24 protein-coding genes are annotated in these 24993 nt (G+C 65.0%); 12 read left to right on the forward strand and 12 right to left on the reverse strand.

The window, feature by feature from the left end:
• The first annotated feature begins 75 nt into the window (after nucleotides 1–75).
• Nucleotides 76–1923 (forward strand): feruloyl-CoA synthase, encoded by a 1848-nt coding sequence (locus ACVWYQ_RS25255; RefSeq protein ID WP_456726506.1) that lies wholly within the window; start codon nucleotides 76–78, stop codon nucleotides 1921–1923.
• A gap of 338 nt (nucleotides 1924–2261) precedes the next feature.
• On the opposite strand, the gene ACVWYQ_RS25260 is transcribed toward ACVWYQ_RS25255, so the two are convergent.
• Nucleotides 2262–2768, reverse strand: a complete 507-nt coding sequence (locus tag ACVWYQ_RS25260) for a MarR family winged helix-turn-helix transcriptional regulator (protein WP_271546419.1) — start codon at nucleotides 2766–2768, stop codon at nucleotides 2262–2264.
• Nucleotides 2769–2851: 83 nt separating this feature from the next.
• On the opposite strand from ACVWYQ_RS25260, the gene ACVWYQ_RS25265 reads away from it, so the two are divergent.
• The 3 genes from ACVWYQ_RS25265 to ACVWYQ_RS25275 are packed head-to-tail and all read left to right on the forward strand — an operon-like array spanning nucleotide 2852 to nucleotide 5658.
• Complete coding sequence (locus tag ACVWYQ_RS25265) at nucleotides 2852–4060, forward strand: cytochrome P450 (protein WP_456726507.1); 1209 nt, start codon at nucleotides 2852–2854, stop codon at nucleotides 4058–4060.
• 11 nt (nucleotides 4061–4071) lie between these two features.
• The gene (locus ACVWYQ_RS25270) at nucleotides 4072–4395 is read left to right on the forward strand and encodes a 2Fe-2S iron-sulfur cluster-binding protein (protein ID WP_456726508.1); all 324 of its coding nucleotides are present in this window, start codon (nucleotides 4072–4074) and stop codon (nucleotides 4393–4395) included.
• A 51-nt stretch (nucleotides 4396–4446) separates the two neighbouring features.
• Nucleotides 4447–5658 carry an ABC transporter substrate-binding protein gene (locus ACVWYQ_RS25275; RefSeq protein WP_456726509.1) on the forward strand — a complete coding sequence of 404 codons (1212 nt, stop codon included), beginning with the start codon at nucleotides 4447–4449 and terminating at the stop codon, nucleotides 5656–5658.
• 88 nt (nucleotides 5659–5746) lie between these two features.
• Here ACVWYQ_RS25275 and ACVWYQ_RS25280 read toward each other — a convergent pair whose 3' ends face one another.
• On the reverse strand, nucleotides 5747–7009 hold the full coding sequence (locus ACVWYQ_RS25280; protein ID WP_456726510.1) for an NAD(P)/FAD-dependent oxidoreductase: 1263 nt from the start codon (nucleotides 7007–7009) through the stop codon (nucleotides 5747–5749).
• A gap of 322 nt (nucleotides 7010–7331) precedes the next feature.
• Between ACVWYQ_RS25280 and ACVWYQ_RS25285 the strand changes: the two genes are divergently transcribed.
• On the forward strand, nucleotides 7332–8504 hold the full coding sequence (locus ACVWYQ_RS25285; protein ID WP_271546408.1) for an ABC transporter substrate-binding protein: 1173 nt from the start codon (nucleotides 7332–7334) through the stop codon (nucleotides 8502–8504).
• 283 nt (nucleotides 8505–8787) lie between these two features.
• Here ACVWYQ_RS25285 and ACVWYQ_RS25290 read toward each other — a convergent pair whose 3' ends face one another.
• From ACVWYQ_RS25290 to ACVWYQ_RS25335, 10 genes are all read right to left on the reverse strand, one after another.
• Nucleotides 8788–10659, reverse strand: a complete 1872-nt coding sequence (locus ACVWYQ_RS25290) for a bifunctional sugar phosphate isomerase/epimerase/4-hydroxyphenylpyruvate dioxygenase family protein (RefSeq protein WP_271546406.1) — start codon at nucleotides 10657–10659, stop codon at nucleotides 8788–8790.
• Entirely contained in the window at nucleotides 10656–11714 is a 1059-nt protein-coding gene (locus ACVWYQ_RS25295) for a Gfo/Idh/MocA family protein (protein ID WP_456726511.1), read from the reverse strand. The genes ACVWYQ_RS25290 and ACVWYQ_RS25295 overlap by 4 nt, the downstream gene beginning before the upstream one ends.
• Nucleotides 11711–12448, reverse strand: coding sequence for an ABC transporter ATP-binding protein (locus ACVWYQ_RS25300; RefSeq protein WP_271546402.1), 738 nt, complete (start codon nucleotides 12446–12448; stop codon nucleotides 11711–11713). Before ACVWYQ_RS25300 ends, ACVWYQ_RS25295 begins: the two co-directional genes overlap by 4 nt.
• 9 nt (nucleotides 12449–12457) lie before the next feature.
• Nucleotides 12458–13201, reverse strand: coding sequence for an ABC transporter ATP-binding protein (locus ACVWYQ_RS25305; RefSeq protein ID WP_036001814.1), 744 nt, complete (start codon nucleotides 13199–13201; stop codon nucleotides 12458–12460).
• On the reverse strand, nucleotides 13198–14196 hold the full coding sequence (locus ACVWYQ_RS25310) for a branched-chain amino acid ABC transporter permease (protein WP_456726512.1): 999 nt from the start codon (nucleotides 14194–14196) through the stop codon (nucleotides 13198–13200). Before ACVWYQ_RS25310 ends, ACVWYQ_RS25305 begins: the two co-directional genes overlap by 4 nt.
• Entirely contained in the window at nucleotides 14193–15068 is an 876-nt protein-coding gene (locus ACVWYQ_RS25315) for a branched-chain amino acid ABC transporter permease (protein ID WP_271546399.1), read from the reverse strand. The genes ACVWYQ_RS25310 and ACVWYQ_RS25315 overlap by 4 nt, the downstream gene beginning before the upstream one ends.
• A 217-nt stretch (nucleotides 15069–15285) precedes the next feature.
• Nucleotides 15286–16416: an ABC transporter substrate-binding protein gene (locus ACVWYQ_RS25320; protein WP_456726513.1), complete on the reverse strand. Its 1131-nt coding sequence runs from the start codon at nucleotides 16414–16416 to the stop codon at nucleotides 15286–15288.
• 56 nt (nucleotides 16417–16472) lie between these two features.
• On the reverse strand, nucleotides 16473–17348 hold the full coding sequence (locus ACVWYQ_RS25325; RefSeq protein WP_456726514.1) for a shikimate dehydrogenase: 876 nt from the start codon (nucleotides 17346–17348) through the stop codon (nucleotides 16473–16475).
• A gap of 132 nt (nucleotides 17349–17480) precedes the next feature.
• Nucleotides 17481–18419 carry a LysR family transcriptional regulator gene (locus ACVWYQ_RS25330; RefSeq protein ID WP_036042797.1) on the reverse strand — a complete coding sequence of 313 codons (939 nt, stop codon included), beginning with the start codon at nucleotides 18417–18419 and terminating at the stop codon, nucleotides 17481–17483.
• Between the two features lie 799 nt (nucleotides 18420–19218).
• Nucleotides 19219–19395, reverse strand: a complete 177-nt coding sequence (locus ACVWYQ_RS25335) for a hypothetical protein (protein ID WP_157286587.1) — start codon at nucleotides 19393–19395, stop codon at nucleotides 19219–19221.
• A gap of 165 nt (nucleotides 19396–19560) precedes the next feature.
• On the opposite strand from ACVWYQ_RS25335, the gene ACVWYQ_RS25340 reads away from it, so the two are divergent.
• The 7 genes from ACVWYQ_RS25340 to ACVWYQ_RS25370 all read left to right on the forward strand — a co-directional run bounded on the left by ACVWYQ_RS25340 (nucleotide 19561) and on the right by ACVWYQ_RS25370 (nucleotide 24880).
• On the forward strand, nucleotides 19561–20289 hold the full coding sequence (locus ACVWYQ_RS25340; protein ID WP_456726515.1) for a helix-turn-helix transcriptional regulator: 729 nt from the start codon (nucleotides 19561–19563) through the stop codon (nucleotides 20287–20289).
• Between the two features lie 83 nt (nucleotides 20290–20372).
• The gene (locus ACVWYQ_RS25345; protein ID WP_275501391.1) at nucleotides 20373–21032 is read left to right on the forward strand and encodes an acyl-homoserine-lactone synthase; all 660 of its coding nucleotides are present in this window, start codon (nucleotides 20373–20375) and stop codon (nucleotides 21030–21032) included.
• A gap of 1 nt (nucleotide 21033) precedes the next feature.
• Nucleotides 21034–21252 (forward strand): hypothetical protein, encoded by a 219-nt coding sequence (locus tag ACVWYQ_RS25350; protein WP_271546392.1) that lies wholly within the window; start codon nucleotides 21034–21036, stop codon nucleotides 21250–21252.
• A 303-nt stretch (nucleotides 21253–21555) separates the two neighbouring features.
• Nucleotides 21556–22473, forward strand: coding sequence for a branched-chain amino acid ABC transporter permease (locus ACVWYQ_RS25355; protein ID WP_036001780.1), 918 nt, complete (start codon nucleotides 21556–21558; stop codon nucleotides 22471–22473).
• Nucleotides 22470–23414: a branched-chain amino acid ABC transporter permease gene (locus ACVWYQ_RS25360; RefSeq protein WP_109142170.1), complete on the forward strand. Its 945-nt coding sequence runs from the start codon at nucleotides 22470–22472 to the stop codon at nucleotides 23412–23414. Before ACVWYQ_RS25355 ends, ACVWYQ_RS25360 begins: the two co-directional genes overlap by 4 nt.
• Complete coding sequence (locus ACVWYQ_RS25365; RefSeq protein WP_036001772.1) at nucleotides 23407–24174, forward strand: ABC transporter ATP-binding protein; 768 nt, start codon at nucleotides 23407–23409, stop codon at nucleotides 24172–24174. The genes ACVWYQ_RS25360 and ACVWYQ_RS25365 overlap by 8 nt, the downstream gene beginning before the upstream one ends.
• The gene (locus tag ACVWYQ_RS25370) at nucleotides 24167–24880 is read left to right on the forward strand and encodes an ABC transporter ATP-binding protein (protein WP_275501390.1); all 714 of its coding nucleotides are present in this window, start codon (nucleotides 24167–24169) and stop codon (nucleotides 24878–24880) included. Before ACVWYQ_RS25365 ends, ACVWYQ_RS25370 begins: the two co-directional genes overlap by 8 nt.
• The last annotated feature ends 113 nt before the right edge of the window (nucleotides 24881–24993 follow it).

Below are 24993 nucleotides of genomic sequence, written 5' to 3' on the forward strand. Positions count from 1 at the left end.
GCCCAACATTATAGGCCAAAGCAGCCCGGAACGAGGCCGCCGCCGATCCTGTAACCGGGATGGAGGAGGAAGCACATGACAGCCGCCCCACATGGTGATGTTGCAGGCCTGTTCGCAACGCCAAGGACCGTCGCAGAGCATCGCCCCGACGGCAGCATCGTTCTGCGCTCGCCCGAGCCTCTCGGCGAGAGTGCGCGCTGCACCGGCGATTGGCTGGAGCAATGGGCGCAGCAAAGGCCGGATGCGATCTTCCTGGCCGAGCGCGGCAATGTCGAAATGCCCTGGACCACCGTCACCTATGCGCAGGCGCTGCGGAAGGTGCGCGCCGCCGCGTCCTGGATCCTGGCGCAAGGGCTCAGCGCGGATCGCCCCGTCGCGATCCTCTCGGACAACAGCATCGATCATGCGCTGCTCGCGCTCGCCGCCCAGCATGTCGGCGTGCCCTCGGCGGCGATCTCGCCGGCCTATTCGCTGATGTCGAAAGATTTCGACAAGCTCAAGAGCATGATTGCGCTGCTCGATCCCGGCGCGATCTACGTCTCTGCGCTCCAGCCGTTCGCGCCAGCGCTGGCCGCCATCAAGCCGCTGCACAACGCACACATCATCAGCGGCAATGCCGATGACGTCGACGTGCTCGCGTTCTACGCCATTGCGGCAACGCCCGAGACGCCTGACGTCGCAAGAGCCTTCGCCGCGGTGACGCCTGATACGATCGCAAAATTCCTGTTCACCTCGGGCTCGACGGGCACGCCGAAAGCCGTCATCAACACCCAGCGCATGCTGACGTCGAGCCAGCAGGCCAAGGCGCAGACCTGGACCTTCCTCGAACGGAGCCGCGATCTCGTCATTCTCGATTGGCTGCCCTGGAGCCACACCTTCGGCGCCAACCACAATTTCAACCTCGTGCTGCGCAACGGCGGCGCGCTCTACATCGATGGCGGCAAGCCCGCGCCCGGCCTGTTCGCGACCTCGCTCGCCAACCTCAGAAGCGTGATGCCGACAGTCTATTTCAACGTGCCGCGCGGCTTCGACATGCTGATCGCGGCACTGCGCAGCGACGAGGAATTGCGCCGCCGCTTTTTCGGCGAGGTGAAATTCGCCTTCTATGCCGGGGCCGCGCTGCCGCAGAATCTGTGGGATGCTCTCGAAGAGCTCTCACTCGAGACGGTCGGCCGCAAGCTGCCGATGGTCTCGGCCTGGGGCTCGACGGAAACCTCACCGCTCGCCACCGACTGTCATTTCCTCGCCGAGCGCTCCGGCAACATCGGCGTGCCCATTCCCGGCACCGAGCTGAAGCTCGTCACCTCCGGCGACAAGCTGGAGGTGCGGGTGCGCGGCCCCAACGTCACGCCCGGCTATTGGAAGGCACCCGAGCTGACCAGGCAAGCGTTCGACGAGGAGGGCTTTTACTTGATCGGAGATGCGGTGAAGCTTGCCGATAGCGCGCGCCCCGAGCGCGGCCTGTTCTTCGATGGCCGCGTTGCCGAAGACTTCAAGCTCAATTCCGGCACATGGGTCAGCGTCGGCGGCTTGCGCGTTGCCGGCATCGCCGCGCTGGCGCCGCTGGCTCAGGACATCGTCGTCGCCGGTCACGGCGGCGACGAGGTGCGTTTCCTGGTGTTCCCGAACATCGTGGCGTGCCGCGCCCATGCCGGTCTGCCCAAAACGGCGGCGGCCAGCGACGTGCTGGCGCACGACAAGGTCCGCAGCGCCATCGCGCAGGGTCTGGCGAAGCTGAAACAGCAGAGCGCCAACTCGTCCGGTCACGCCACCCGCGCGCTGCTGCTCGCCGAGCCACCGTCGGTCGACGGCGGCGAGATCACCGACAAGGGCTACATCAACCAGCGCGCCGTGCTGACGCGCCGCGCCGATGCGGTGGCGCGGCTGAACGATGATGCGTCGGGGGAGTGGATCGGATTGTAAGGCCGAGTTAGCGACGCCACATTCCGCTGTCATTTCGGGGCGCGCCTCTTGGCGCGAGCCCGGAATCCATTTCACCGCAAGGGTAGTGCACGATGGATTCCGGGTTCGCGCTAGGCGCGCCCGGGAATGACGAGTGGGATACCTCAGCAACCCTGCCGCATTATCTTGCCGATTCTTTTGTTGCCTAAGCAACCAATTTGTGCGAACCGTTCCAGACAGAGATGACGGCGGGCGAACCGCTGCGTCCGATCGTGGAGGAAACAATGCGCGGCAGGAATGGTGCCGTCGGCAAATGCCGACGCATGCCGGAAGACAGGGTGCTTCCGCGACACGACGCGTCAGCTGTAGCTGCTGTCCGTCACGGCACCGAGGTTCTCGTGCAGCCGGCGCAAGAGATCGATCAGCACCTCGCGCTCGTCCTTGCTGAGGCACGACAACAGCCGCCGCTCGCGTTCGAACGCAGCGACGATCACCTTGTCATGGGTGGCGCGGCCCCTTGCCGTCAACGAGATCGAGTGGGTGCGGCCGTCGTTCGGGTCGGTGCGGATCGACACCAGCCCACGCTTTTCCAGCCCTGCCAAGGTCCGGCTCACCGGCCCTTTGTCGAAGCCGATGACGTGGCAGATGCGCGAGGCCGGGATGCCGGGTTCGATCGCCAGCAGCGACATGATCCGCCATTCCGTGACGTTGACGCCGAATTGCTTCTGATAGAACGCGGTCGCGCTGTTCGACAGCTTGTTGGCGATGAAGGTGATGAACGCCGGGACGTAACGGTCGAGATCGAGCGTCGGCCCCGCATCACTGGGTGCGGGCTTCTGGCGGGCTCTGGTCGAAGACGGCGGCATATCGGGTTTCTGACTCGCGGCGGGCCCAAAGACCTAAGGGCATGCGCCGCCCTTTCACAAGATCAAAATGAGGGAGGTCTTCCATGACCGCATTCGGTGCTGCGGGATCGGGCGTCCCGCATCTCGACGTCGACCCCTTCGACATGAGCTTTTTTGCCGACCCCTATCCGGCGCATGAGCTGCTGCGGGAAGCCGGCCCCGTGGTCTATCTCGACAAGTGGAACGTCTATGGCGTGGCGCGCTATGCCGAGGTCCACGCCGTCTTGAACGATCCCGCGACCTTCTGCTCCAGCCGCGGCGTCGGCCTTTCCGACTTCAAGAAGGAGGCGCCGTGGCGACCGCCGAGCCTGATCCTCGAGGCCGATCCGCCGGCGCACACCCGCACCCGCGCCGTCCTGTCAAAAGTGTTGTCGCCGACCGTGATGAAGCAGGTGCGCGACCGTTTTGCCGCGGCGGCGGAGGAACGGGTCGACGCGCTGCTCGACCGGCGCAGCTTCGACGCGATCACCGACCTTGCCGAGGCCTATCCGCTGTCGATCTTTCCCGATGCGCTGGGCCTGAAACCGGAAGGGCGCGAGCATCTGATTCCCTACGCAAGCGTGGTATTCAACGCGTTTGGCCCGCCCAACCAGCTGCGCCAGGAGGCGATCGAACGATCGGCGCCGCATCAGGCCTATGTTGCCGAGCAGTGCCAGCGCGCGAACCTGGCACCCGGCGGCTTTGGGGCCTGCATTCATGCGCAGGTGGAAGAGGGCGCCATCACGGCCACTGAGGCGCCGCTCTTGGTGCGTTCGCTGCTGTCGGCCGGACTCGACACGACAGTCAACGGCATCGGCGCTGCGGTGTATTGCCTCGCGCGCTTTCCCGGCCAATGGCAGCGACTGCGCGACGACCTCACGCTCGCGCGCGGTGCCTTCGAGGAGGCAGTGCGCTTCGAGAGCCCGGTGCAGACCTTCTTCCGCACCACCACCCGTGAGGTCGAGCTCTCCGGTGCGCGAATCGGTGAGGGCGAGAAGGTGCTGATGTTCCTTGCCGCCGCCAACCGCGATCCGCGGCGCTGGGATGCCCCCGACAGGTACGACATCACCCGCCGCACCTCCGGCCATGTCGGTTTCGGCTCCGGCATCCACATGTGCGTCGGCCAGCTCGTCGCCCGCCTCGAAGGCGAGGTGATGCTGACGGCGCTGGCGCGCCGCATCGCGAGAATCGAGATCACGGGCGAGCCGAAGCGCCGTTTCAACAACACGCTGCGCGGGCTCGACAGCCTGCCTGTGACGATCACCCCGGCCTGACGAGGAGCTTGATGCCTGCCATTACCTTTATCCATCCCGACGGCAAGTCCGATCGCGTCGAGACCGCGGGCGGTGAGAGCGCCATGCAGGCCGCGACCCGTCACGGCCTCGACGGCATTCTGGCCGAATGCGGCGGCAACGCGATGTGCGCGACCTGCCATGTCTATGTCGACGAGAGCTGGCTCGCGCGCCTGCCCGTGATGGCCGACGAGGAGGACGCGCTGCTCGACGGCACCGCCGCCGAGCGGCGGCCGAACAGCCGTCTGTCCTGCCAGATCAAGATCACGCCCGAGCTCGACGGCCTCGTGCTGAGACTGCCCGAACGGCAGGTTTGACTTTCAAACGCGCCGGCAAAGACCGGCAACCAACACACAGGGGAGGGAATGATGAAGCATCTGAAGTGGGCGCTCGCGCTGGCTGCCAGCCTGATGACCGGCGCGGCCAATGCCGAGATATCGGACAATGTCGTGCGCATCGGCGTGCTCAACGACATCTCGGGCATCTTCCAGGACACCAACGGCATGGGCTCGGTCGAGGCCGCGCGGATGGCGGCGGAGGATTTCAACGGCGGCGGCAAGGGCATCAAGGTCGAGATCGTCTATGCCGATCACCAGAACAAGGCCGATGTCGGCAACGCCATCGCGCGCAAATGGCTGGACGTCGAGGGCGTCGACGCGATCGTCGACGTGCCGAACTCGGCCGTCGGTCTTTCCATCAACGCGCTTCTGCGCGACAGCCGCATGACCTTCCTGGCGTCATCGACGGCGAGCTCGGATCTGACCGGCAAAGCGTGCTCGCCCAACACCATCCAATGGGTCAACGATGCCTGGGCGACCGGCAACACCACCGCAGCCGCCATGGTGTCGCGCGGCGGCAAGGACTGGTATTTCCTCACGGTCGATTACGCACTCGGCAAGGGCATCGAGGCGGAGGCGCAGAAATACATCGAGGGCCACGGCGGCAAGGTGATCGGCTCGTCAAAGCATCCGCTCGGCACCTCCGATTTCGCCTCCTTCCTGCTGCAAGCCCAGAGTTCGAAAGCGCAGGTGATCGGCCTTGCCAATGCGGGTGGCGACACCATCAACGCGGTGAAGCAGGCTGCCGAATTCGGCATCCAGCAGAGCGGGCAGAAGCTCGTCGCCTTCCTGCTCTTCATCAACGACATTCACGGCATGGGCATCAAGGTGGCGCAGGGCCTGCAGCTCATGGAAGCCTTCTACTGGGACATGAACGACGATACCCGCGCGTTCGCCAAGCGTTTTGCCGCGCGGCCCGGCATGAACGGCAAGATGCCGAGCGGCAATCAAGCCGGGGTCTATGCTTCCACGCTCGCTTATCTCAACGCCGTCGCCGCCACCGGCAGCGACAATGCCAAGCAGGTCGTGCCCGAGATGAAAAAGTTCAAGGGCAAGGACAAGCTGTTCGGCGACACCACGATCCGCCAGGACGGTCGTGTCGTGCATCCGATGTACCTGTTCGAGGTGAAGAAGCCGGAGGAGTCGAAATATCCGTACGACTATTACAGGCTGGTCTCGACCATTCCCGCCGATCAGGCGTTCCGCCCGCTGGCGGAAGGCGGATGTGAGCTGGTGAAGTAGCTATACAAGTGCGCAACTGCACCCTCTCCCCTTGTGGGGAGGGTGGCTTCGCGCCACCTTCTCCCACAAGGGGAGAAGGGAAGAGGGCCTACACCACCTTGCTCGACCCCTGCGTGATCAACCGCGCCGCGCGCTGGTCTCGCGCGTAGATCCAGAGCCAGCTCAGCGCGACGCTGAGACGATGGCGCAGGCCGATCAGGAAGTAGATGTGGGCGATGCCCCAGATCCACCACGCGATCGTGCCGCGCAGCTTGATCCTGCCGAAATCGATGATCGCGAGCCGCTTGCCGATCTGCGCGAGGTTGCCGGAATGCTTGTAGCGGAACGGGCCGGTCGCAGCACCGCGCAGGCGCGCTTTGATGGTCTCGGCGACATGGCGGCCCTGCTGCTTGGCGGCCGGCGCGATGCCGGGCACCGGCTTGCCGTCCCAGGCGTTGATGCTGACGGTATCCCCGATCGCGAAGATCTCGGGATGGCCTGGAATGGTGAGGTCGGCCTCGACCAGCACGCGCCCGGCACGATCGCTCGGCGCGCCGAGCCATTCGGCGGCGGGCGAGGCGCGCACGCCGGCGGCCCAGATCCGCGTCTTGGCCTCGAGCAGCTTGCCGCCGAACACGACGCCCTCGCGGTTGATCTCGGTGACGGCCTGCCCGAGCACGACCTCGACGCCGATCTTTTCCAGCGAGGCCTGCGCATAGGCCGAGAGCTCGTCGGGAAAGCCGGCGAGCACGCGCGGACCCGCCTCGATCAGCACGACGCGGGCCTTGTGCGTGTCGATGTTGCGGAAATCGGCGGGCAGGGTGTGATGCGCCATCTCGGCGATGGTGCCGGCGAGCTCGACGCCGGTCGGGCCGGCGCCGACGATCACGAAGGTCAGCCGCGCCGCGCGCCGCTTCGGATCGGTCTCGCGCTCAGCGCGCTCGAACGCCACCAGGATGTGCCGGCGCAAGGTGGTCGCATCCTCCAGCGTCTTCAGGCCGGGCGCGAACTGCTCCCATTCATCGTGGCCGAAATAGGCGTGCCGCGCGCCGGTGGCCAGCACCAGCGTGTCGTAGGGCACCTCGCTGCCGTCGTCGATCAGCACGCAGCGGCGGGCCGTGTCGACGCCGCTCACGGTGGCGAACAGCGTCGTTACTTCGCGCCGGTCGCGCATGAGATGACGGATCGGCCAGGCGATCTCGCTGGTTGCGAGCGAGGCGGTCGCGACCTGGTAGAGCAGGGGCTGGAATAGATGATGATTGCGGCGGTCGATCAGCGTGATCTCGACGGGAGCGCCTGCAAGCCGGTAAGTCGCCTCCAGTCCGCCGAAGCCGGCGCCAACGATGACGACGCGATGGGGATTTGCGGCCATGATTTAACCCTCGAATCTCGCTGCTGCTCGCCTTCATTTAAGTGCGGATTGGGCGCCGCGGTCCAATAGAGGTCATCAATCGTCGCATAGGCCTGCTGTATCGATCCGGCGCGAAAAAGCGCCGCGGCCTCCCGGACCGGCCCTGGGCCGGCCTCGGCCGAAGTGAGTAGAATTATAATTCTTGCCATCTCCAATCGGGGCGAAATATGGTGCAGGGCGGGCGCTGAGCCATTGGCGGCGCGACAGATTTTGCGTTCAATAGAGACAGGCCTGGAGCGGCGATCACCCTGCTTCCAGGACCGATAATTAAGGAGGGAGTGTTATGAGGACGGCATTCTGGCTGGCGGGCGCAGCGGCGCTGGTGCTGGCAAATCAGGCATTCGCCGGAGACACCATCAAGATCGGCTTCGTCTCGACCTTCAGCGGCCCGACCGCCGTGATCGGCAACGACATGCGCAATTCCTTCGAGCTCGCGCTCGATCATCTCGGCCGCAAGATGGCCGGCAAGCCGGTCGAGGTGCTCTACGAGGACGACGGGCAGAAGCCCGACGTCGGCAAGCAGAAGACCGAGAAGCTGGTGCAGTCGGACAAGGTCGACTTCATCGTCGGCTATATCTGGTCGAACGTGCTGCTCGCCTCGCTCAAGACCGCGGTCGATTCGAAGACCTTCCTGATCTCGGCCAATGCCGGGCCGTCGCAGCTCGCGGGCGAGCTGTGCTCGCCTTATGTGTTCTCGACCTCCTGGCAGAACGACCAGACCCCGCAGGCGGTCGGCACCTATATGAACCAGAAGGGCGTCAAGTCGGTGTTCCTGATCGGCCCGAACTACGCCGCCGGCAAGGACATGCTGGCCGGCGTCAAGAGCACCTTCAAGGGGCAGGTCGTGGGTGAGGAATACACGGTGTGGCCGAGCCAGCTCGACTTCTCCGCCGAGCTCTCCAAAGCGCGCGCCTCCGGCGCCGAGTCGATCTTCGTGTTCTACCCCGGTGCCGCCGGCGTGCAATTCCTCAATCAATATGCGCAGGCCGGACTGAAGAGCACGATGCCGCTCTACACCGCCTTCACCATCGACGAGCTCTCGCTGCCGCTCCAGAAGGAGAATGCGCTCGGGGTGCCCGGTGCGCAGCAATGGGTCAATGACCTCCCCAACGAGCAGAACAAGCGCTTCGTCGCCGACTACCGCAAGAAGTATCCCGGCCTGCGCCCGACCTTCTACGGTGCGCAATCCTATGACGCCGTGAACCTGATCAACAGCGCCGTCGTCGCCGTGAAGGGTGACACCTCCAAGAAGGACGAGATGAAGGCCGAGATGGAGAAGGCCAACTTCAAGTCGGTGCGCGGCGCGTTCAAGTTCGGCAACAACCACATCCCGATCCAGAACTTCTACCTGCAGGATGTGGTCAAGGATTCCGAAGGCCAGCTCGCCCTGAAGACCGTCGCCACCATCGTCGAGAACGACCAGGATCGCTTCCACGAGAAGTGCAAGATGAAGTGAGATCTCTCCTCTCCCTCTCCCCGTTCTTACCGGGAGAGGGGTGGGGTGAGGGGCTCTCTCCCCGAGGACGGAGTTGCTCGAATTCCTCGCCAGTCCCACACCGTCATTGCGAGCGCGCAGCGAAGCAATCCAGAGTCTTTCCGCGGAGGGATTCTGGATTGCTTCGCTGCGCTCGCAATGACGTGTTGAGAGACCGTCGTCCCAGCGGATATGTGTCTCGCGGAGGCCGCTCACCCGCGCTACGCGCGTCGGCCTCTTCCCGCAGATTGGGAGAGGCGAAGACCTACACCCTCGGCATGCTTGCCGGGCGTACCTCGCGCGCTTGCGCTGCGAGCCTGATGCCGGCGTTGGCCGCGCCAAAACCTTGATAATTCCTGCGCTCGACGATCTCGAAGAAGAAGCGCTCGTCGAAGATGTGGGTGTAGACCTGGAAGAACTCGCCGTCGCCCTCGCGGTCGTAGAGGATGTGGTTGGCGCGCAGCTGCGCCATCAGTTCGGGCGCAAGATCGTATTTGGCTTCGATGTCGTCGTAGTAATTGTCGGGGATGTCCAGGAAACCCGCGCCGCGCTGGCGCATCGCGGCGACGGTCGCAAAAATATCCTGACACGCGAAGGCGACATGCTGTACGCCCGAGCCGAAGAACTCCGAGATGAAGCGCGCCGGCAGGGTGCGGTTGGCAGAGGAGCCGTTGAGCACGAAGCGCAGGCTCTGGTCGGCGTTGATGACGGCCTGGCTCTGCACGAGGCCCCTGGGGTCGGCGATCTCCATCTGCGGCAGGCGCTTCAGATCGAGAATGCCGGTGTAGAACAACAGCCAGGTCAGCATCTCGTCATAGGGCATCGACTGCGCGATGTGGTCGACGGCGACCAGCGCATCGGTGCTGGCGTCGCTTGCAACAGGCTCGAAATCGGTGTCCCAATTCTTGCCGGCCTGGTCGAGAAAATAGAGCAGGCTGCCGCCGACGCCGTGGATCGCGGGAATCTCGAGTTCGCCCGGCCCGACCGGCTGGTAGAAGGTGCGCGCCTTCAGCGTCTCGGCGCGCTGCATGGCGCGGCCGGCATCGTCGACGTCGAGCGCGATGGCGCAGACGCCGGGCCCGTGGGTGACATAGTGCGAATGCGCGAAGCCGTCGGTCTCGCAATTGACGACGAGCTCGACCTTGCCCTGCGACCAGCGCTCCACCGCCTTGCTGCGGTGCTGGCCGGTCTTGCGAAAGCCGAGCTGCGAGAACAGGCGGGCAAGCTCGGCGGCCTTGCTCTCGTTGACGGCAAATTCGATGAAGCCGGTGCCGCGGCTCTTCGCCTTCGGGGCCAGCGCCTTGCCGGCGAAATTCGGCCAGTCCGGTGCGAGCTGGTCCTCCAGCAGGATCAGCGAGCGCAGGCCGTCGACGGCGGTCTGTGCGGCCGAGCCGGCGCGGAACTGGTCGTTGAAGATTTCCAGCGACAGCGGTCCGGCATAGCCGGTCGCTGCGATCGCCGCCATGAACGCGCCGACCGGAAGGTCGCCCTGGCCGGGGAAGGAGCGGAAGTGCCGGCTCAATGACAGGATGTCGAGCTCGAGCCTTGGCGCGTCGGAGAGCTGCACCAGAAAGATCTTGTCGCCGGGGATCGAGGCCATGGCGCGGTTCGGAAAGCCAGGTGCCAGCGCATGAAAGCTGTCGAGGATGACGCCAATCGCGGGATGATCGGCGCGACGCACGATCTCCCAGGCGTCGCGATAATCGTTGACGTGGCGGCCCCAGGCCAGCGCCTCATAGCCGACGCGCAAACGACGTTTCGCGGCGCGCTCGCCGAGCTCGCGAAAATCGTCAGCCGCGCGGTCGATGCCGCCGAGCGCGGCGGGTGAGACGTTGGAGCAGATCAGCAACAGATCGGTGCCGAGCTCCTGCATCAGATCGAACTTCCGCTCCGCGCGGGCGAAGTTGCGCGCGCGCTGCGGCTCCGGCATGCCCTCGAAATCGCGGAACGGCTGGAACGCACAGATCTCGAGATTGAGGTCCGTGCACATCTTCGCGATGTCGCGTGGGCCGGCGCCGAACGACAGCAGGTCGTTCTCGAAGATTTCGACCGCATCGAAGCCCGCGGCGGCGATGGCGCGGAGCTTTTCGTCGAGGCTGCCTGAGAGGGAGACGGTGGCGATCGAGCGCTTGTTCATGCGGCCTGCTCCATAATCTGCCCCGGCGAGATCGTTTGCCCGGTACGCGCGGCCGCGCTGACGGCTTCGACGACGGCAAGCGTTCCCATTGCGTCCTTGACCGAGATCAGCGGCTGTTCGTGGCCGGCAATCATTGCGCAGAAATGCCGGAGCTGCTCGACCAGCGGATCGAACGCGGGCGGCGCGATGGTCGCGCGCGACAGCGGCGCGTACCAGCCGGGCTGCTCCATGTATGACCACAGCTCCATGTTCGGCACGGAGAGCGAACCCGCAGTCCCTGCGAAGATGTAGCAGGGCTGATCCTGCCTGGGATAGGCCGGGTTCTCGCCCGAGGAGAGCTCCCAGCTCCACGGCGCCGGCGTCGCATCCGACACGGTCACCGTGCCCAGCGCGCCGTTGGCAAAGCGCAGCAGCAGCGCGGCAGTATCCTCGACCGCGAAGCCGCGCACCTTGTTCGAGGTCAGCGCCTGCACCTCGACGATCTCACCGCAGATGAAGCGGAGATTGTCGATGTCGTGGATGAGATTGATCAGCAGTGGCCCGCCGCCTGCCTCGCGCCGCCAGGCGACCTCGAAATAATCGTCGGGCTTCTTGAGGAGCCACAGCCCGACCACGGCCGTGAGCTGGCCGAGCTTTCCGTTCGTCACGGCCTCTCGGGCCGACTTGATGATCGGATTGTGCCGCCGGTGGTGGCCGACCAGCATCGGCACGCCGGTGCGTCTCACCGCCGCGCACAGGCGTTGCGCGGTGGCAACCGTCTCGGTCACCGGCTTCTCGATCAGAGCCGGTATGCCGGATTCGGCGCAGTCGAGCGCCATCGGCAAGTGCAGCGTGTTGGGCGAGGCAATGATGAGGCCGTCGGGCTTCTCTTCTGCCAGCAGGGCGCGATGGTCCGCGTAGCAGGGCACGCCATGCGCCAGCGCATACTCCTTGGCGGCGGGCGAGGGGTCCGCAATGCCGGCGAGCACGCAATCCCCGGAGGACTCGATCAACTCGATATGCCGACGGCCGATCAGGCCGGCGCCTGCCACGGCGATCCGCATCTTCGCGCTCATGCCGCGCTCTCCTCCATGGCGCCGCCGAGGAAGAGCTGCCCGATGCGCGGATCGTTCAGAATGCGCTTGGCGTCATCGACCATGCGGGTCTGGCCAAGCTCGAGCACGATGCCGATGTCGGAGATCTCCAGCGCCGAGCGCGCGTTCTGTTCGATCATCAGGATGGTGACGCCGCGATCGCGCAAGCTCTTGAGGATGTCGAAGGTCTGCTGCACCATCAGCGGCGACAGGCCGATCGAAGGCTCGTCGACCAGCACCAGCTTCGGCTCGAGCAGCAGCGAGCGGGCGATCTCGAGCTGCTTCTGCTCGCCGCCTGACAGCGTGGAGGCCTGCTGCGCGGACTTGCGCCGCAATGCCGGAAACAGGTCGAGCGCCGCCTCGATCCGTTTGGGCAAGTCGAGGCCCTTGTCGGCGGCGACGCCGCCGAGCTCGATATTGTGGCGCACCGACAGCTCGGGAAAGATGTTGCGGCCTTGCGGCACGTAGCAGATGCCGGCGTTGAGCAGCGCGCGCTGGCTCAGATTGGTGACGTCGCGGCCGGCGAAGCTGATCTTGCCTTCACGCAGCTTGAGCAGGCCGAAGATGGCCTTGAACACCGTCGATTTGCCGGCGCCGTTCGGACCGATGATCGTCGTGATCGTGGCTGAAGGAACGGCAAACGTCGTGCCGTTCAAGATCGTCATCTTGCCGTAGCCGCCGACGAGATTGTGGACTGAGAGAATGGGATCGCTCATTACGCGCTCCTAATGTCCGAGATAGGCTTCGATCACGGCGGGGTTCTTCCGCACCTCGTCGGGCCGGCCCATCGCCAGCACCTTGCCTTCCGCCATCACCATCACGCGCGAGCACAGCGACATCACGAACTCCATATTGTGCTCGATCACGACGAAGGTGGCGTTCTTCTCGCGGTTGATCGCGACCAGGCGCTCCTTGAGGTCCGCCAGCATCGACGGGTTGACGCCGCCGGCTGGCTCGTCGAGCAGCACCAGGCGCGAGCCCCCCATGAAGGCCATGGCGGCATCGAGCAGTTTTTGCTGACCATAGGACAGGCCCCCGGCCGGCTCGTCGGCGAGATGGTCGAGCTTGAAGAAGCCGATCATCTGGTTGGCGGCCTCGGTCAGCCCGGCATCGGAGCGGCCGACCAGGCGCGAGGCCATGTTGCCCTGGTGCTCCTGTCCGGCGAGGATCAGGTTCTCGCGCACCGAGAGCTTTGGGAACACCTGCAACAGCTGGAAGGTGCGGCTGACCCCGAGCTTGTTGAGCTCGGAGGGGCGCAGGCCCGTGACGACCTGTCCGTCGAGCTTGACTTCGCCGCCGGTCGGCGTGAGCTGGCCGAGGATGCAGTTGAACAATGTGGACTTGCCGCAGCCGTTCGGCCCGATCAGGCCGAGGATCTCGCCCTCGCGCACGTCGAACGAGACCCCGTTGACGGCGTGGATGCCGCCAAAGCTCTTCTTGATGTCGGTGACTTCGAGGACCGCACTCATTGTGCCGTCTCCAGGCGCGACTTTGCGACGGCGCGCAGCGCGGACGCCGCCTTGGTGCGGCGTTCGGCAAGATATCGGTCGAGGATTCCGAGAATGCCGGTCGGCGACCAGATCAGCAGCAGCATCACGGCCACCGCGTAGAGCATCAGGTAGTAGCCTTCCGTGAAGCGCAGCCATTCCGGCAGCAGCACCGCGATCATCGCGCCGAGGAAGGGGCCGAAATAGAAGCCGGCGCCGCCGACGATCACCATCAAGAGGAGGTCGAGCGAGAGCGACAGGTTGAACGGCACCGGATCGATATATTGCGTCAGCGGCGCATAGAGCGTTCCGGCGACGCCGCCGAGCGCCGAGCCGATCGCGAAGGCCATCAGCGTGTAGCGGCGGGTGTCGACGCCGAGGGATTGCGCGCGCAACGGATTCTCGCGCAACGCCATGAAGGCACGGCCCCAGGGCGAACGGATCAGCCACCACACCGCAAGCGAGACGATCGCGAGCGAGCCGAGGCAGACATAGTAGAACGGCAGCGGCTTGGCGGTCGCGATGCCGAAGATGTGCGGACGTGGGATGTTGGAGATGCCGTAGATGCCGCCGGTCAGCCAGCTCTCGTTGCGGAACACCAGGAAGGCGAGGGTGGAAAAGGCGAGGGTGACGAAGGCGAGGTAATGGTGCTGCACGCGCAGTGCGGGATAGCCGAGCACCCAGCCGATCGCAAAGCTCAAGACGATCGCCACCAGGATCGCCGCCGGCAGCGGCCAGCCATGTGTGGTCATGATCGCGGCGGCATAGGCGCCGATGCCGACGAAGGCGCCTTGCGCCAGCGAGACCTGGCCGGCATAGCCGAGCGTGAGGTTGAGCCCCATCGCGGCGATGCTCATCACCGCCCATTGGCTCAGGATGAACAGGCCGTAGCGGTTGAAGTTCATGGGGACGATGATCAGCGCGGCGATGACGGCAAGGCCGAGCGCGATCTTCAGGGGTTTGGCGATGCCGCTCATACGGTGCGCTCCTCGGCACGGCCGAGCAAGCCCTGCGGCCGGAACAGGATGACGGCGATCAGGAACATCATCGGCACGGCGGCGCGATACTGCGTCGAGACATAGGCCGCCGCGAGATTGTCGAGTACGCCGATCAGCAGGCCGCCGGCGATGGCGCCGCGCACCTGGTTGAAGCCGCCGACGATCGCGGCGATGAAGGCGGCTTGGCCCAGCACCTCGCCGGACGAGAATTTTGCGAGATAGATCGGCGTGATCAGCAGCGAGGCCAGCGCCACCAGGAAGGCGTTGATCAGAAAGGTCAGCAGGATCATGCGCTCGACCGGGACGCCGATGATGCGGGCCACCGTCGGGTTCTGCGCCGCCGCCTGCATCTGGTGGCCGAGCGAGGTACGGCTCAGCAGCGTGGTCAGGCCGAGAACGGCGAGGATGGCAACAGTGAGCACGCCGATGCTCTGCAGCGACACGGCATAGCCGAGGATGGAGATGTCGCCGGTCGGCACGATCGAGGGGAAGGGTGAAGCCTCCGCGCTGTAGAACTGCTTGACCGATTCCTTGATGCCGATCGCGAGCGCCATGGTCGCGATCGCCAGCGGTAGCACACCGTGACGCATCATCGGGTCCACCAGCAGCATCTTGAAGGCGAGCCCGAGCAGGATCAGCGAGAGCAGGATGCCGAGGATGATCGCGAGCCAGAACGGCGCGCCCACATGCATCGCGGCCAGCATCAGGAACGCCGGCAGCATCACGAACTCGCCTTGCGCGAAATTGATGGTCTGCGAGGTCTGCCACAGCAGCGTGAAGCCGACCGCGACCAGCGCGTAGATGGCGCCGGTGGCGAGTCCCGCGACCAGTAGATCGAATAGGTTGGACATGTTCCCCTCTTTCCTTCCCTCTCCCCGCTCTCTTTCCTCTCCCTCTCCCCGGACTTACGGGGAGAGGGTTGGGGTGAGGGGCTGTCTCCGCGTACTCGATTGTCACCGTCGTCGCGGAAGCAGCCCCTCACCCCGCCCTCTCCCCGCGAAGGGGCGGGGAGAGGGAGATGAAAGATCTCTCCCCGCGAAGAGCGGGGCGAGGGAGAACGGCCACGCTTCACTTCACCTTCGGCAGCACCTGCTTCACCACCTGCTTGCCTTCGACCACCTCGACCAGGAAGCTCTGGCGGTCGATGTCGCCGGTGTCGCTGAAGGTGACGTCCATCAAGATGCCCGGCTCGTCCGCGGCCTTGATGGTGAGGCCGTGCAGCGTGTCGGCGAACTTCTTCGGATCGACCTTGCCCATCTTTTCCGTGGTGGCCTTCACCATGTAGACGGCGAGGTAGCCTTTCAGGCCGTTATGGTCAGGGACGTAATTGTACTTCTTGGAGAACTTCTCGCGGAACGCCTTGACCAGGTCGACCGGCGCGTCGGTGGTGAGGCCGACATGGCCGCGCGCGCCGTTGGCGGCATCGCCGGCGAGCTCGATCACCTTCTGGCCGATCAGCGTGGTCTCGCCCATTAGCGGCGCGGTGACGCCCTGGCGCTTCAGCTCTTTCAGGATGCGCGCGCTCTCTTCCTCGTTCAGGTAGACGAACACGGCGTCGGGATTGGCGGCCTTGATCTTGCCGACGTCGGCGGCGAAGTCGGCCTGGCCCGCTTCGGTGGAGAGATCGGCGACGACCTTGGAGCCGAGCCGATCGAGCTCCTTGACCACGACGTCGCGGCCACCGCGGCCGAAATCGTTGTTGACCCAGACCACCGCAACGGTCTTCGCCTTCATCTCGTCGTGGATGTACTTTGCGACCTTCGGCATTGAGGATTGCTGGCCGAAGGAGGTGCGGAACAGGAACTTGTTACCGGTCTGCGTCAGCTCGGCGGCCTCGCCGCCCATGATCTGCGCGATGCCGGCTTCGGCCGCGAGCGGCGCGGTCACCTTCACCGAGCCGGAATAGCCGGGCCCGAGCAGCACATAGGGTTCGGCGTCGAGCGCCTTCTGCACCTGGGCGCGCGCCACCCCGGGGTTGGACTGCGAGTCCGCGTGGCTGACCTCGAGCTTGCGGCCGAGCACGCCGCCCTTGGCGTTGATCTCCTCGATCGCGAGGTCGATGCCGTTCTTCCAGTTCGTGCCGACGGTGGCACCGCCGCCCGAGAGCTCCGCGACGTTGGCGAGCTTGATCGCCTGGGCAAGGGCGCCCGTTGCGGTCATGACGGTGAGCAATGCGCCCACCAGTAGCGTTGATTTCATCGTCCTCTCCTCCCGTTTCAAATCTTGCAAGCGGCCTTGTATCCGGCCGCTTCGCCTCAAGCTGCCTGATAGGCGGCGCTGCGCGCTGCCATCACGGCGTCGAAAGCCTCTCCCATGATCTCGGTGGATGGGGCAAGGCCTGTGAACAGTTCGAAGGCGTCGGCGGCCTGGTAGATCGCGAGGTCGCGGCCGGTCATGATCTTCGCGCCTTTGTCTCGCGCTGCGGCCAGCAGCGGCGTGATCAGCGGCGAGTAGACGGCGTCGGCGACCCAAAGGTCCGCCCTGAGCAGTTCCGCCGGCACCGGCGTGTCACGGTTCGGCAGCATGCCGACCGGCGTGCCGTTGACGAGACCGGTCGCGCCGTCGAGCGCATCCTCGACGCTGGCGGCGACGCGGGCGCCGCGCGGGGCGAGCATGGCGGCCAGTTTCTCGGCGCGCGCCGGCTCGCTGTCGAAAATGCGGATGTCGGCCACGTTCGGGCTCGCCAGCGCAAACGCGATGGCCTTGCCGACGCCGCCGGCGCCGATCAGGGCGATGGCGTTGCCGGAGGGCGCCAGCAATGGCGTCACCGCGCGCGCGAAACCCGTGGTGTCGGTGTTGTGGCCGGTCAGCCGGCCCTCCCTGACGACGACGGTGTTGACCGCGCCCATGCTGGCTGCGCCCGGCGCCAGCGCGTCGAGCAGCGGCACCACCGCTTCCTTGTAGGGATAGGTGACATTGACGCCGGCAAAGCCGAGCCGCCGGACGCCCTCGAGCATCATGCGCAGCCCGGCCGCATCGGCCCCGGCGACCTCGATAAGCTGGTAATGGCCGCGCAGGCCGAGCGCCTCGGCGGCGCGCTCATGCATGGCGGGCGAGGCGGAATGCGCGATCGGGGCGCCGATCAGGCCGATCAGGAGCTTCTTGCTGGCGGCGTATCCGCGTTTCGACATGGTTCGCTATCGTCTCAAAGGGAGCGTCCGGCCCCGGCCATTAGCGGGGAAATCCGTGCAATTCCAGCTGCGACGATAGCCTTTCCCCCGCCTAACACAATTACCCTTTTATCTGGCAAACCTAACATCATGTTATTTCTTCCGCCCGCGGGCAGGGGCGGTCTTGCCACTGCCGCGGGACGGCTCGACCGCGCGCATCTCGGTGCGCAGAGATTCGATGAAGTACTCCGCATGCAGCGACAACGGCGTGCCGCGCTTGACTGCGATGTAGGTGTCGAACCGCGTCGGCTCGGCGATCTTCAGAAGCTCGATGCCGGGATAGCCGCCATGGGCGACGGTGAACTGGTCGATGATGGCGATGCCGAGCCCCGCCTTCACCAGCGCGCAGACGGTGGTGCCGAAGCGCGCGCGGATCGTGATGTTGTAGTCGAGCCGGTGGCGCGCGAAGATCCCGGCCATGATCCGCCCGTAGGGATCGTTGGGATCGATGCCGATCAGCGGATAGCGCGTGATCTCGGCGGCGGAGACCTGCTTGCGGCCGGAGAGCTCGTGGCCCGGCGGCACGATGCAATAGAGCTCGCCCGAAGCGAGCGGCATGAAGTCGAGCCCGGAATGCTCGAGCCGATAGCTCATCGCCACGCACTCGCCGCGGCCGAGCATCAGGTAGTCGATGGCTTCCTCGAGCTTGAGGATGTTGATGTCGATGCCGAGATCGGGATAGCGGCGGCGGACGCGCTCGATGGCGCGCGGCACCATCACCTGCGAGATGCTCGGCACCGAGCCGATGCGCAGCTCCGACAGGCCGCCGCGACCGATCTTGGAGATGATCTCGGAGAGGTCGTCGACCTTCTTGTAGACGCCGTTGATCTGCTCGAAGATGTTCTCGGCTTCCGGCGTCGGGAAGTAGCGCCCGTTCTGGCGCTGGAAGAAGCGGATGCCGAGCGAGCGCTCGGTGTATTTGACGAGGCGGCTGATCCCCGGCGCCGAGACGTTGAGCAGCTTCGCCGCACCGCCGATGGTGCCCGTCACCATCACGGCACGGATCACTTCGACCTGGCGCAGCGTCATCATGGCCTTGAACTGTCCCTGGCATCGACAAGAGATCGCGGCGGCGATCATCTCACGAGAGATGCGCTGTCATCCAGCGGCAAGTGTGCGCCGATGTGGCCGGAGGCGCGCTGCCTTACCCTCCCCTGGAGGGGCAGGGCAATCGCATATGAGAGTGATATCGCTTGTGGCCATCCTTCGAGACGCCCGCCGTTGGCGGGCCCTCAGGATGAGGACCGAGTGTGGCGCTAGTTTCAGCGGGCTCCGATGCCGCTTAGCCTCATCCTGAGGAGGCGCCTAAGCGCCGTCTCGAAGGACGAGGCGCGCGCTCAGCTCGCGCAAAGAGCCATATGTAATAGGCTGGCTGCGAGGAGGGCTATCGCATTTGCACCCTCACCAGAGGTCGTCATGCCCGGGCTTGTCCCGGGCATCCACGTTCTTTGTGCTGCGTGGCAAGGCGTGGATGGCCGGGACAAGCCCGGCCATGACGATGTGGAGACTTTCGTGCCCGAAGGTGTACTGCTCATATGCGATAGCCCTGCCTGGAGGGGGAGGGTCGATCGCGCGCAGCGCGAGCGGGGTGGGGTGACAGTCTATCCATTGAAGCGGTGCCCGAGTGGAGAGATCACCCCACCCCGTCACGCAACGCTTCGCTCGACCGCGTGCCGACCTTCCCCCTCCAGGGGAGGGTAAGGGCGCAGCAGGCGTTACGGATAATGGCGGAGTAATTTCGCAGTCAGAGTGTTTCGACTAAAATCCGCGCGGTCAGATGGAGAGGCGCTCTCGTGGCGCGATCTGTTGCTTCGGCTGTTGCAACGGCGTTCTAGCTCGCCGGCCCTTCCGGCGACACGCTCTCGGCCAGCTCCGCGCGCTCGCTCTGCAGCACCTCGCGCGCAAACTCGATGATCTTCTGCTTGTTCGACGTTTCGCGGACGGCAAAAAACACGCGGTTCAATTCCAGGCCGAGCACGCTGTTGAGGGCGATGTCCTCGTCTTCCATCGTTGGTTTCCCGCTTCGACGTTCTCAGGTGTATCGTGGCGTCAATTCTGCCACAAGTAGTTAAATGTTCAGAGCGGATGAGCACCGGGAAACTACGGCCACAGCGAATTGAGGCAGTCTGCGAATACGTGCTATACGAAAGCGGCGAGGGTCAGGAAACGTACGATGTCCGCCGTAGACTATGGCCGGGAGGCGCTCGACTTCATTGAAGGCCTGCAGACCTACCGCAAGGTACCAGAGGCCATGAATGCGCTCGAAGCGGCGTTCGGTCGCTTCGGCTTCGAAACCATCATCGTGACGGGGTTGCCCAATCCCGATCAGCAGTTTGCACAGATGGTGCTCGCCAAGCGCTGGCCCGCGGGGTGGTTCAGCCTCTACACCGAGAACAATTACGATCGGTTCGATCCCGTGGTGCGGTTGTGCCGTCAGTCGGTCAATCCGTTCGAGTGGTCGGAAGCGCCCTATGATGCGGAACTCGAGCCGAATGCGGCCGAGGTGATGAACCGCGCCAGCGAGTTCCGCATGTCGCGCGGCTTCATCGTGCCGATCCACGGGCTCACCGGCTACGAGGCTGCGGTCTCGCTCGGCGGTGTCCATCTCGACCTCAACGCCCGCAGCAAGCCGGCGCTGCATCTGATGGCGATGTATGGCTTCGACCACATTCGCCGTCTGCTCGAGCCGGTGCCGCATCCGTCCACGCGTCTTACCCCCCGCGAGCGCGAGGTGATCGCCTGGGCCTCGCAAGGGAAGTCTGCCTGGGAAATCGGCGAGATCCTGCACATCACGCAACGCACCGCCGAAGAGCATCTTGCAACTGCTGCGCGCAAGCTCGGCGCCGTCAACCGGACGCATGCGGTCGCGCTGGCGATTCGGAACAAGATCATCGCTCCGTAAGCCGCCTTACTGGGAAATTTCCCAATACCGAAGCTGCGTCTTTTCGCGGACTCTGCCTCCATTGAGAATGAATGGGGGTTTTCATGATTCACGCAATTTCCGTGGCAAATCGCCACCTTTATGAAGACGTCATCGAGCAGCATTTCCGGCTGCGTCACGACATCTTCGTCGAGGAGCGGCGTTGGGAGACGCTGCGCCGGCCGGACGGCCGCGAGATCGATTCCTACGACGACGAGGACACCATCTATCTGCTGGCGCTGGAGGGCCGCCGCGTCGTGGGCGGTCATCGGCTCTATCCGACCACCAAGCCGTCGATGATGAGTGAGGTGTTTCCGCATCTGGCGGCGGTTCGCGGCTGGCCGGCCGATCCGCTGGTGTGGGAATGGTCGCGCTACTTCGTCGTGCGCGATCGTCGCGACGGCGCGCTCAACCTGCAACTGATGGCTGCGGTGCAGGAGTTCTGCCTCGATCAGGGTATCGCGCGGGTCAGCGCGATCATGGAGACCTGGTGGTTGCCGCGCTTCCATGAAGCCGGCTTCGTCGTGACGCCGCTCGGTCTGCCGGCTCTGGTCGAGAACGCATGGACCATGGCGGCGACCATCGACATTCGTCGGGAGACGCTCGATGTCCTGCATCGTCGGATCGGCACGGCTTCGGTCGTGCAGCAGGACGGCCCTCGTCTCAATGCCGTCGCCCGTGCCAACCTCTGCGGTCATGTTGCCGCGCAACGAAAGAGCGCCTGAGATGTCGAACGTGATGCGGGACAGCCAGATCATGGCGCAAATGGAAGACGAGAATCTCGGCTACATGTCCGACATGGCGCTCGAGCTGGCGCAAATGGCGGAGGACACCGGATTGACGACGCTCGCCTATCTGTTTCGGATGGCGGCCCTGGAGGCGTCGACGGCCAACAGTGTTCTCGCCGAGCCGGACGAGCTCCCCCGGCAGATGACGTCGCACTAGACGCAGCCCTGCTCGATTTTACGACGATCGTACCCTCTCACCGCCAGCCGGTGAGAGGGTGATGTCGTCTGGCTGCGGCAGGTTGCCTCATGCCGCGCGGCAGCTTTTTTGCATTGCGGGGCGCGTCCGGGCCGCACGTGCCGAGATGCAACAAAGTGCATGTTTGATGTCGAATCGCTCTTGCCTCGGAACGATACTGCCATTACCCATTTTTCGGCCTTGAAGAGGCAGGGGGAGCTCTTTCACTGATGGCGACTGTGTTCGAACATCGGCGCGCGTCTGTATGCGCCTGAAAGAGTCCTGATGCTGCTCGTCGTCGAACAATTCTTGAATGGGCTGCAGTTCGGTCTGCTGCTGTTCCTGCTCGCCGCCGGCCTGACGCTGGTGTTCGGGATCATGGATCTCGTCAACCTCGCGCACGGCTCGCTCTATATGATGGGCGCCTATTTCGCCGCGACCTTCGCGGCCTGGACCGGCAGCTTCCTGCTCGGCGCGCTGATGGCGCTCGGGGCCACTCTCGTGCTCGGCATCGTGCTGGAGGTGAGCGCGCTGCGGCATCTCTACGGCCGCGACCATCTCGACCACGTGCTCGCGACCTTCGGCCTGATCCTGTTCTTCAACGAAGCCGTGCGGCTGATCTGGGGCCCGGCGGGCCTGGCGCTGCCGCTGCCGGCCTGGCTCACCGTGCCGGTGCCGATCCTGCCCGGTATTCATTATCCCGCCTATCGCCTCGCCATCATTGGGGTGGCGCTGCTGGTCGCGCTGTTGCTCTATCTCGGCGTGATGCGCACCCGCATCGGCATGCTGATCCGGGCCGGCGCATCCAACCGCGAGATGATCGGCGCGCTCGGCATCAACATCAAACTGCTCTACACGCTCGTGTTCGGCCTGGGCGCCGCGCTCGCGGGCCTTGCCGGGCTGATGCAGGCGCCGATCCTGACTGTGCAGATCGGCATGGGCGAGAACATCCTGATCCTCGCTTTCGTCATCATCGTGATCGGCGGCATCGGCTCGATCCGCGGCGCTTTCCTCGCTGCGATCTTCGTCGGCATGATCGACACGCTCGGCCGCGCCTTCCTTCCGAACCTGCTCCGCCAGGTGCTGAGCGGCGCCGCCGCATCCACCGCCGCGCCCGCGCTGTCCTCCATGCTGATCTATCTGCTGATGGCGATCGTGCTGGTGGTGCGGCCGGAGGGGCTGTTTCCGGCCAACCGTCGATGAAGAGTTTGAGCGTGAGCAAGGCCGTCACGGCCCTGATGCTGGCGGGCCTCGTGCTGCTGCCGCTCTACTCGCATCTGACCGGCAACATCTTCATCCTGACGCTGTTCACCCGCATCATCATCCTGGCGCTGGCGGCCGCGAGCCTCAACCTCATCATGGGATTTGCGGGCCTGATGAGCTTTGGCCATGCCGCCTATCTCGGCATCGGCGGCTATGCCGTCGGCATGCTCGCGCAGGAAGGCGTTGGGTCCGGCTTCATCCAGTTTCCGGTCGCGATCGCGGCGTCGGCGATCTATGCGCTGGTGATCGGCGCGCTGTCGCTGCGCACCCGTGGCGTCTACTTCATCATGATCACGCTGGCCTTCGCCCAGATGGCCTACTATGTCGCCTCGGGTCTGGCCCGTTACGGCGGCGACGACGGCCTGACCATCTACACGCGCAGCGACTTCTCGGGCCTGATCGATCTCGGCAACCGCACGCAGTTCTACTATCTCTGCCTCGCCTGCCTTTTCGGCGTCATGCTCCTGATATGGCGCATCGTCAACTCGCGCTTCGGTCTTGTCGTGCAGGGCCTGCGTTCCAACGAGCAGCGCATGCAGGCCATCGGCTTCCCGGCCAAGCGCTACCAACTGGTCTGCTTCGTCATATCAGGCACGATGTGCGGCCTTGCCGGCGCGCTGCTCGCCAACAACACCGATTTCGTAAGCCCGGCCGTGATGTACTGGACCCGTTCCGGCGACCTCATGGTGATGGTGATCCTGGGCGGCATGGGCACGCTGTTCGGCCCGGTCATGGGCGCGGTGGTGTTCCTGCTGCTGGAAGAGCTGCTGTCGCAGATCACCGAATATTGGGCGCTGATCCTGGGCCCGCTGCTGCTGCTCATCGTCCTGTTCGGCCGCGGCGGCATCATGGGCGCACTCGGGAGGGCTGGCCGTGGCTGAACCCTTGCTCCGCGTCGAAAAGCTGGTGCGCCGCTTCGGCGGCATCATCGCCACCGACAACGTCTCGCTCGACGTCGCATCCGGCGAGCTGCACGCCATCATCGGCCCGAACGGCGCCGGCAAGACCACGCTGATCAGCCAGCTCACCGGGCATCTCGAACCGCATTCCGGCAGCGTCTCGCTGGCGGGGCGCGACATCACCTATCTGCCGGCCTATCGCCGCTGCGCGTTGGGTCTGGCGCGTTCGTTCCAGATCACCTCGCTGCTGCTCGACTTCACCGCCGCCGACAATGTCGCGCTGGCGGCGCAGGCGCATGCCGGCACCTCGTTCCGATTCTTCGCCAATGCGCGGAAAGAGAAGGGTCTGCGCGATGCCGCGCAGGCGGCGCTCGATCGCGTCGGCCTCGGTCACCGTGCCGATATCGTGGTGTCCAGGCTCAGCCATGGCGAGCGGCGCGAGCTCGAGCTCGCGGTCGCGCTCGCGAGCAAGCCGAAATTGCTGCTGCTGGACGAGCCGATGGCCGGCCTCGGCGTGACCGAATCCCAGCGCATGGTGAAGCTGCTCCAGGAGCTGCGGAAAGAGGTCTCGATCGTGCTGGTCGAGCACGACATGCCGGCGGTGTTTGCGCTCGCCGACCGCATCACGGTGCTGGTCTATGGCCGCGTCATCGCCTCCGGCGATCCGGCCGCGATCCGCGCCAACGAGGACGTCAAGCGCGCCTATCTCGGCGATCAGCATGTGGTGACGCATCATGGCTGACACGCTGCTCGAGGTCGACGGCATCGAGACCTGCTACGGCCTGTCCCAGGTGCTGTTCGGTCTGTCGCTGTCGATCAAGCCGGGCGAGATGGTCTCGCTGATGGGCCGCAACGGCATGGGCAAGACCACCACCATCCGCTCCATCATGGGCCTGACGCCAGCGCGCGCAGGCACCATTCGCTTCGCGGGCGCGGAGGTGCGGCAGCTTCCGTCCTACAGAATTGCCAAGCTCGGCGTCGGTCTCGTTCCCGAGGGCCGGCAGATCTTCCCGAACCTCACCGTGCGCGAAAACCTGGTCGCTGCTGCCGCGGACCGTTTCGGCAGTCCCAATCCCTGGACGCTGGCCGCGATCTACGTGATGTTTCCGCGCCTCGCCGAACGCGCGTCCAATATGGGCAACCAGCTTTCCGGCGGCGAGCAGCAGATGCTCGCGATCGGCCGCGCGCTGATGACGAATCCAAAGCTCCTGATCCTGGACGAGGCGACCGAAGGCCTCGCGCCGCTGATCCGGCAGGAGATCTGGAATTGCCTGTCGCTGCTCAAGAGCCGCGGACAGTCGATCCTGGTCGTCGACAAGAACGTCGACCATCTCGCCCGCATCTGCGATCGCCACTACATCATCGAGCGCGGCAAGACGGTGTGGAGCGGCACCTCCGACGAGCTGATGGCCGCACCGGATCTGCAGCACAAATATCTGGGAATTTGAGCCCCGCTCCAGCCGCGTCGTCGTTGCGAGCACAGCAAAGCAATCCAGACTGCCGCTGCGGAAAGATCCTGGATTGCTTCGCTGCGCTCGCAATGATGGAAGAGATAACGTGA

This window comes from Bradyrhizobium sp. USDA 3397, from assembly GCF_054060965.1.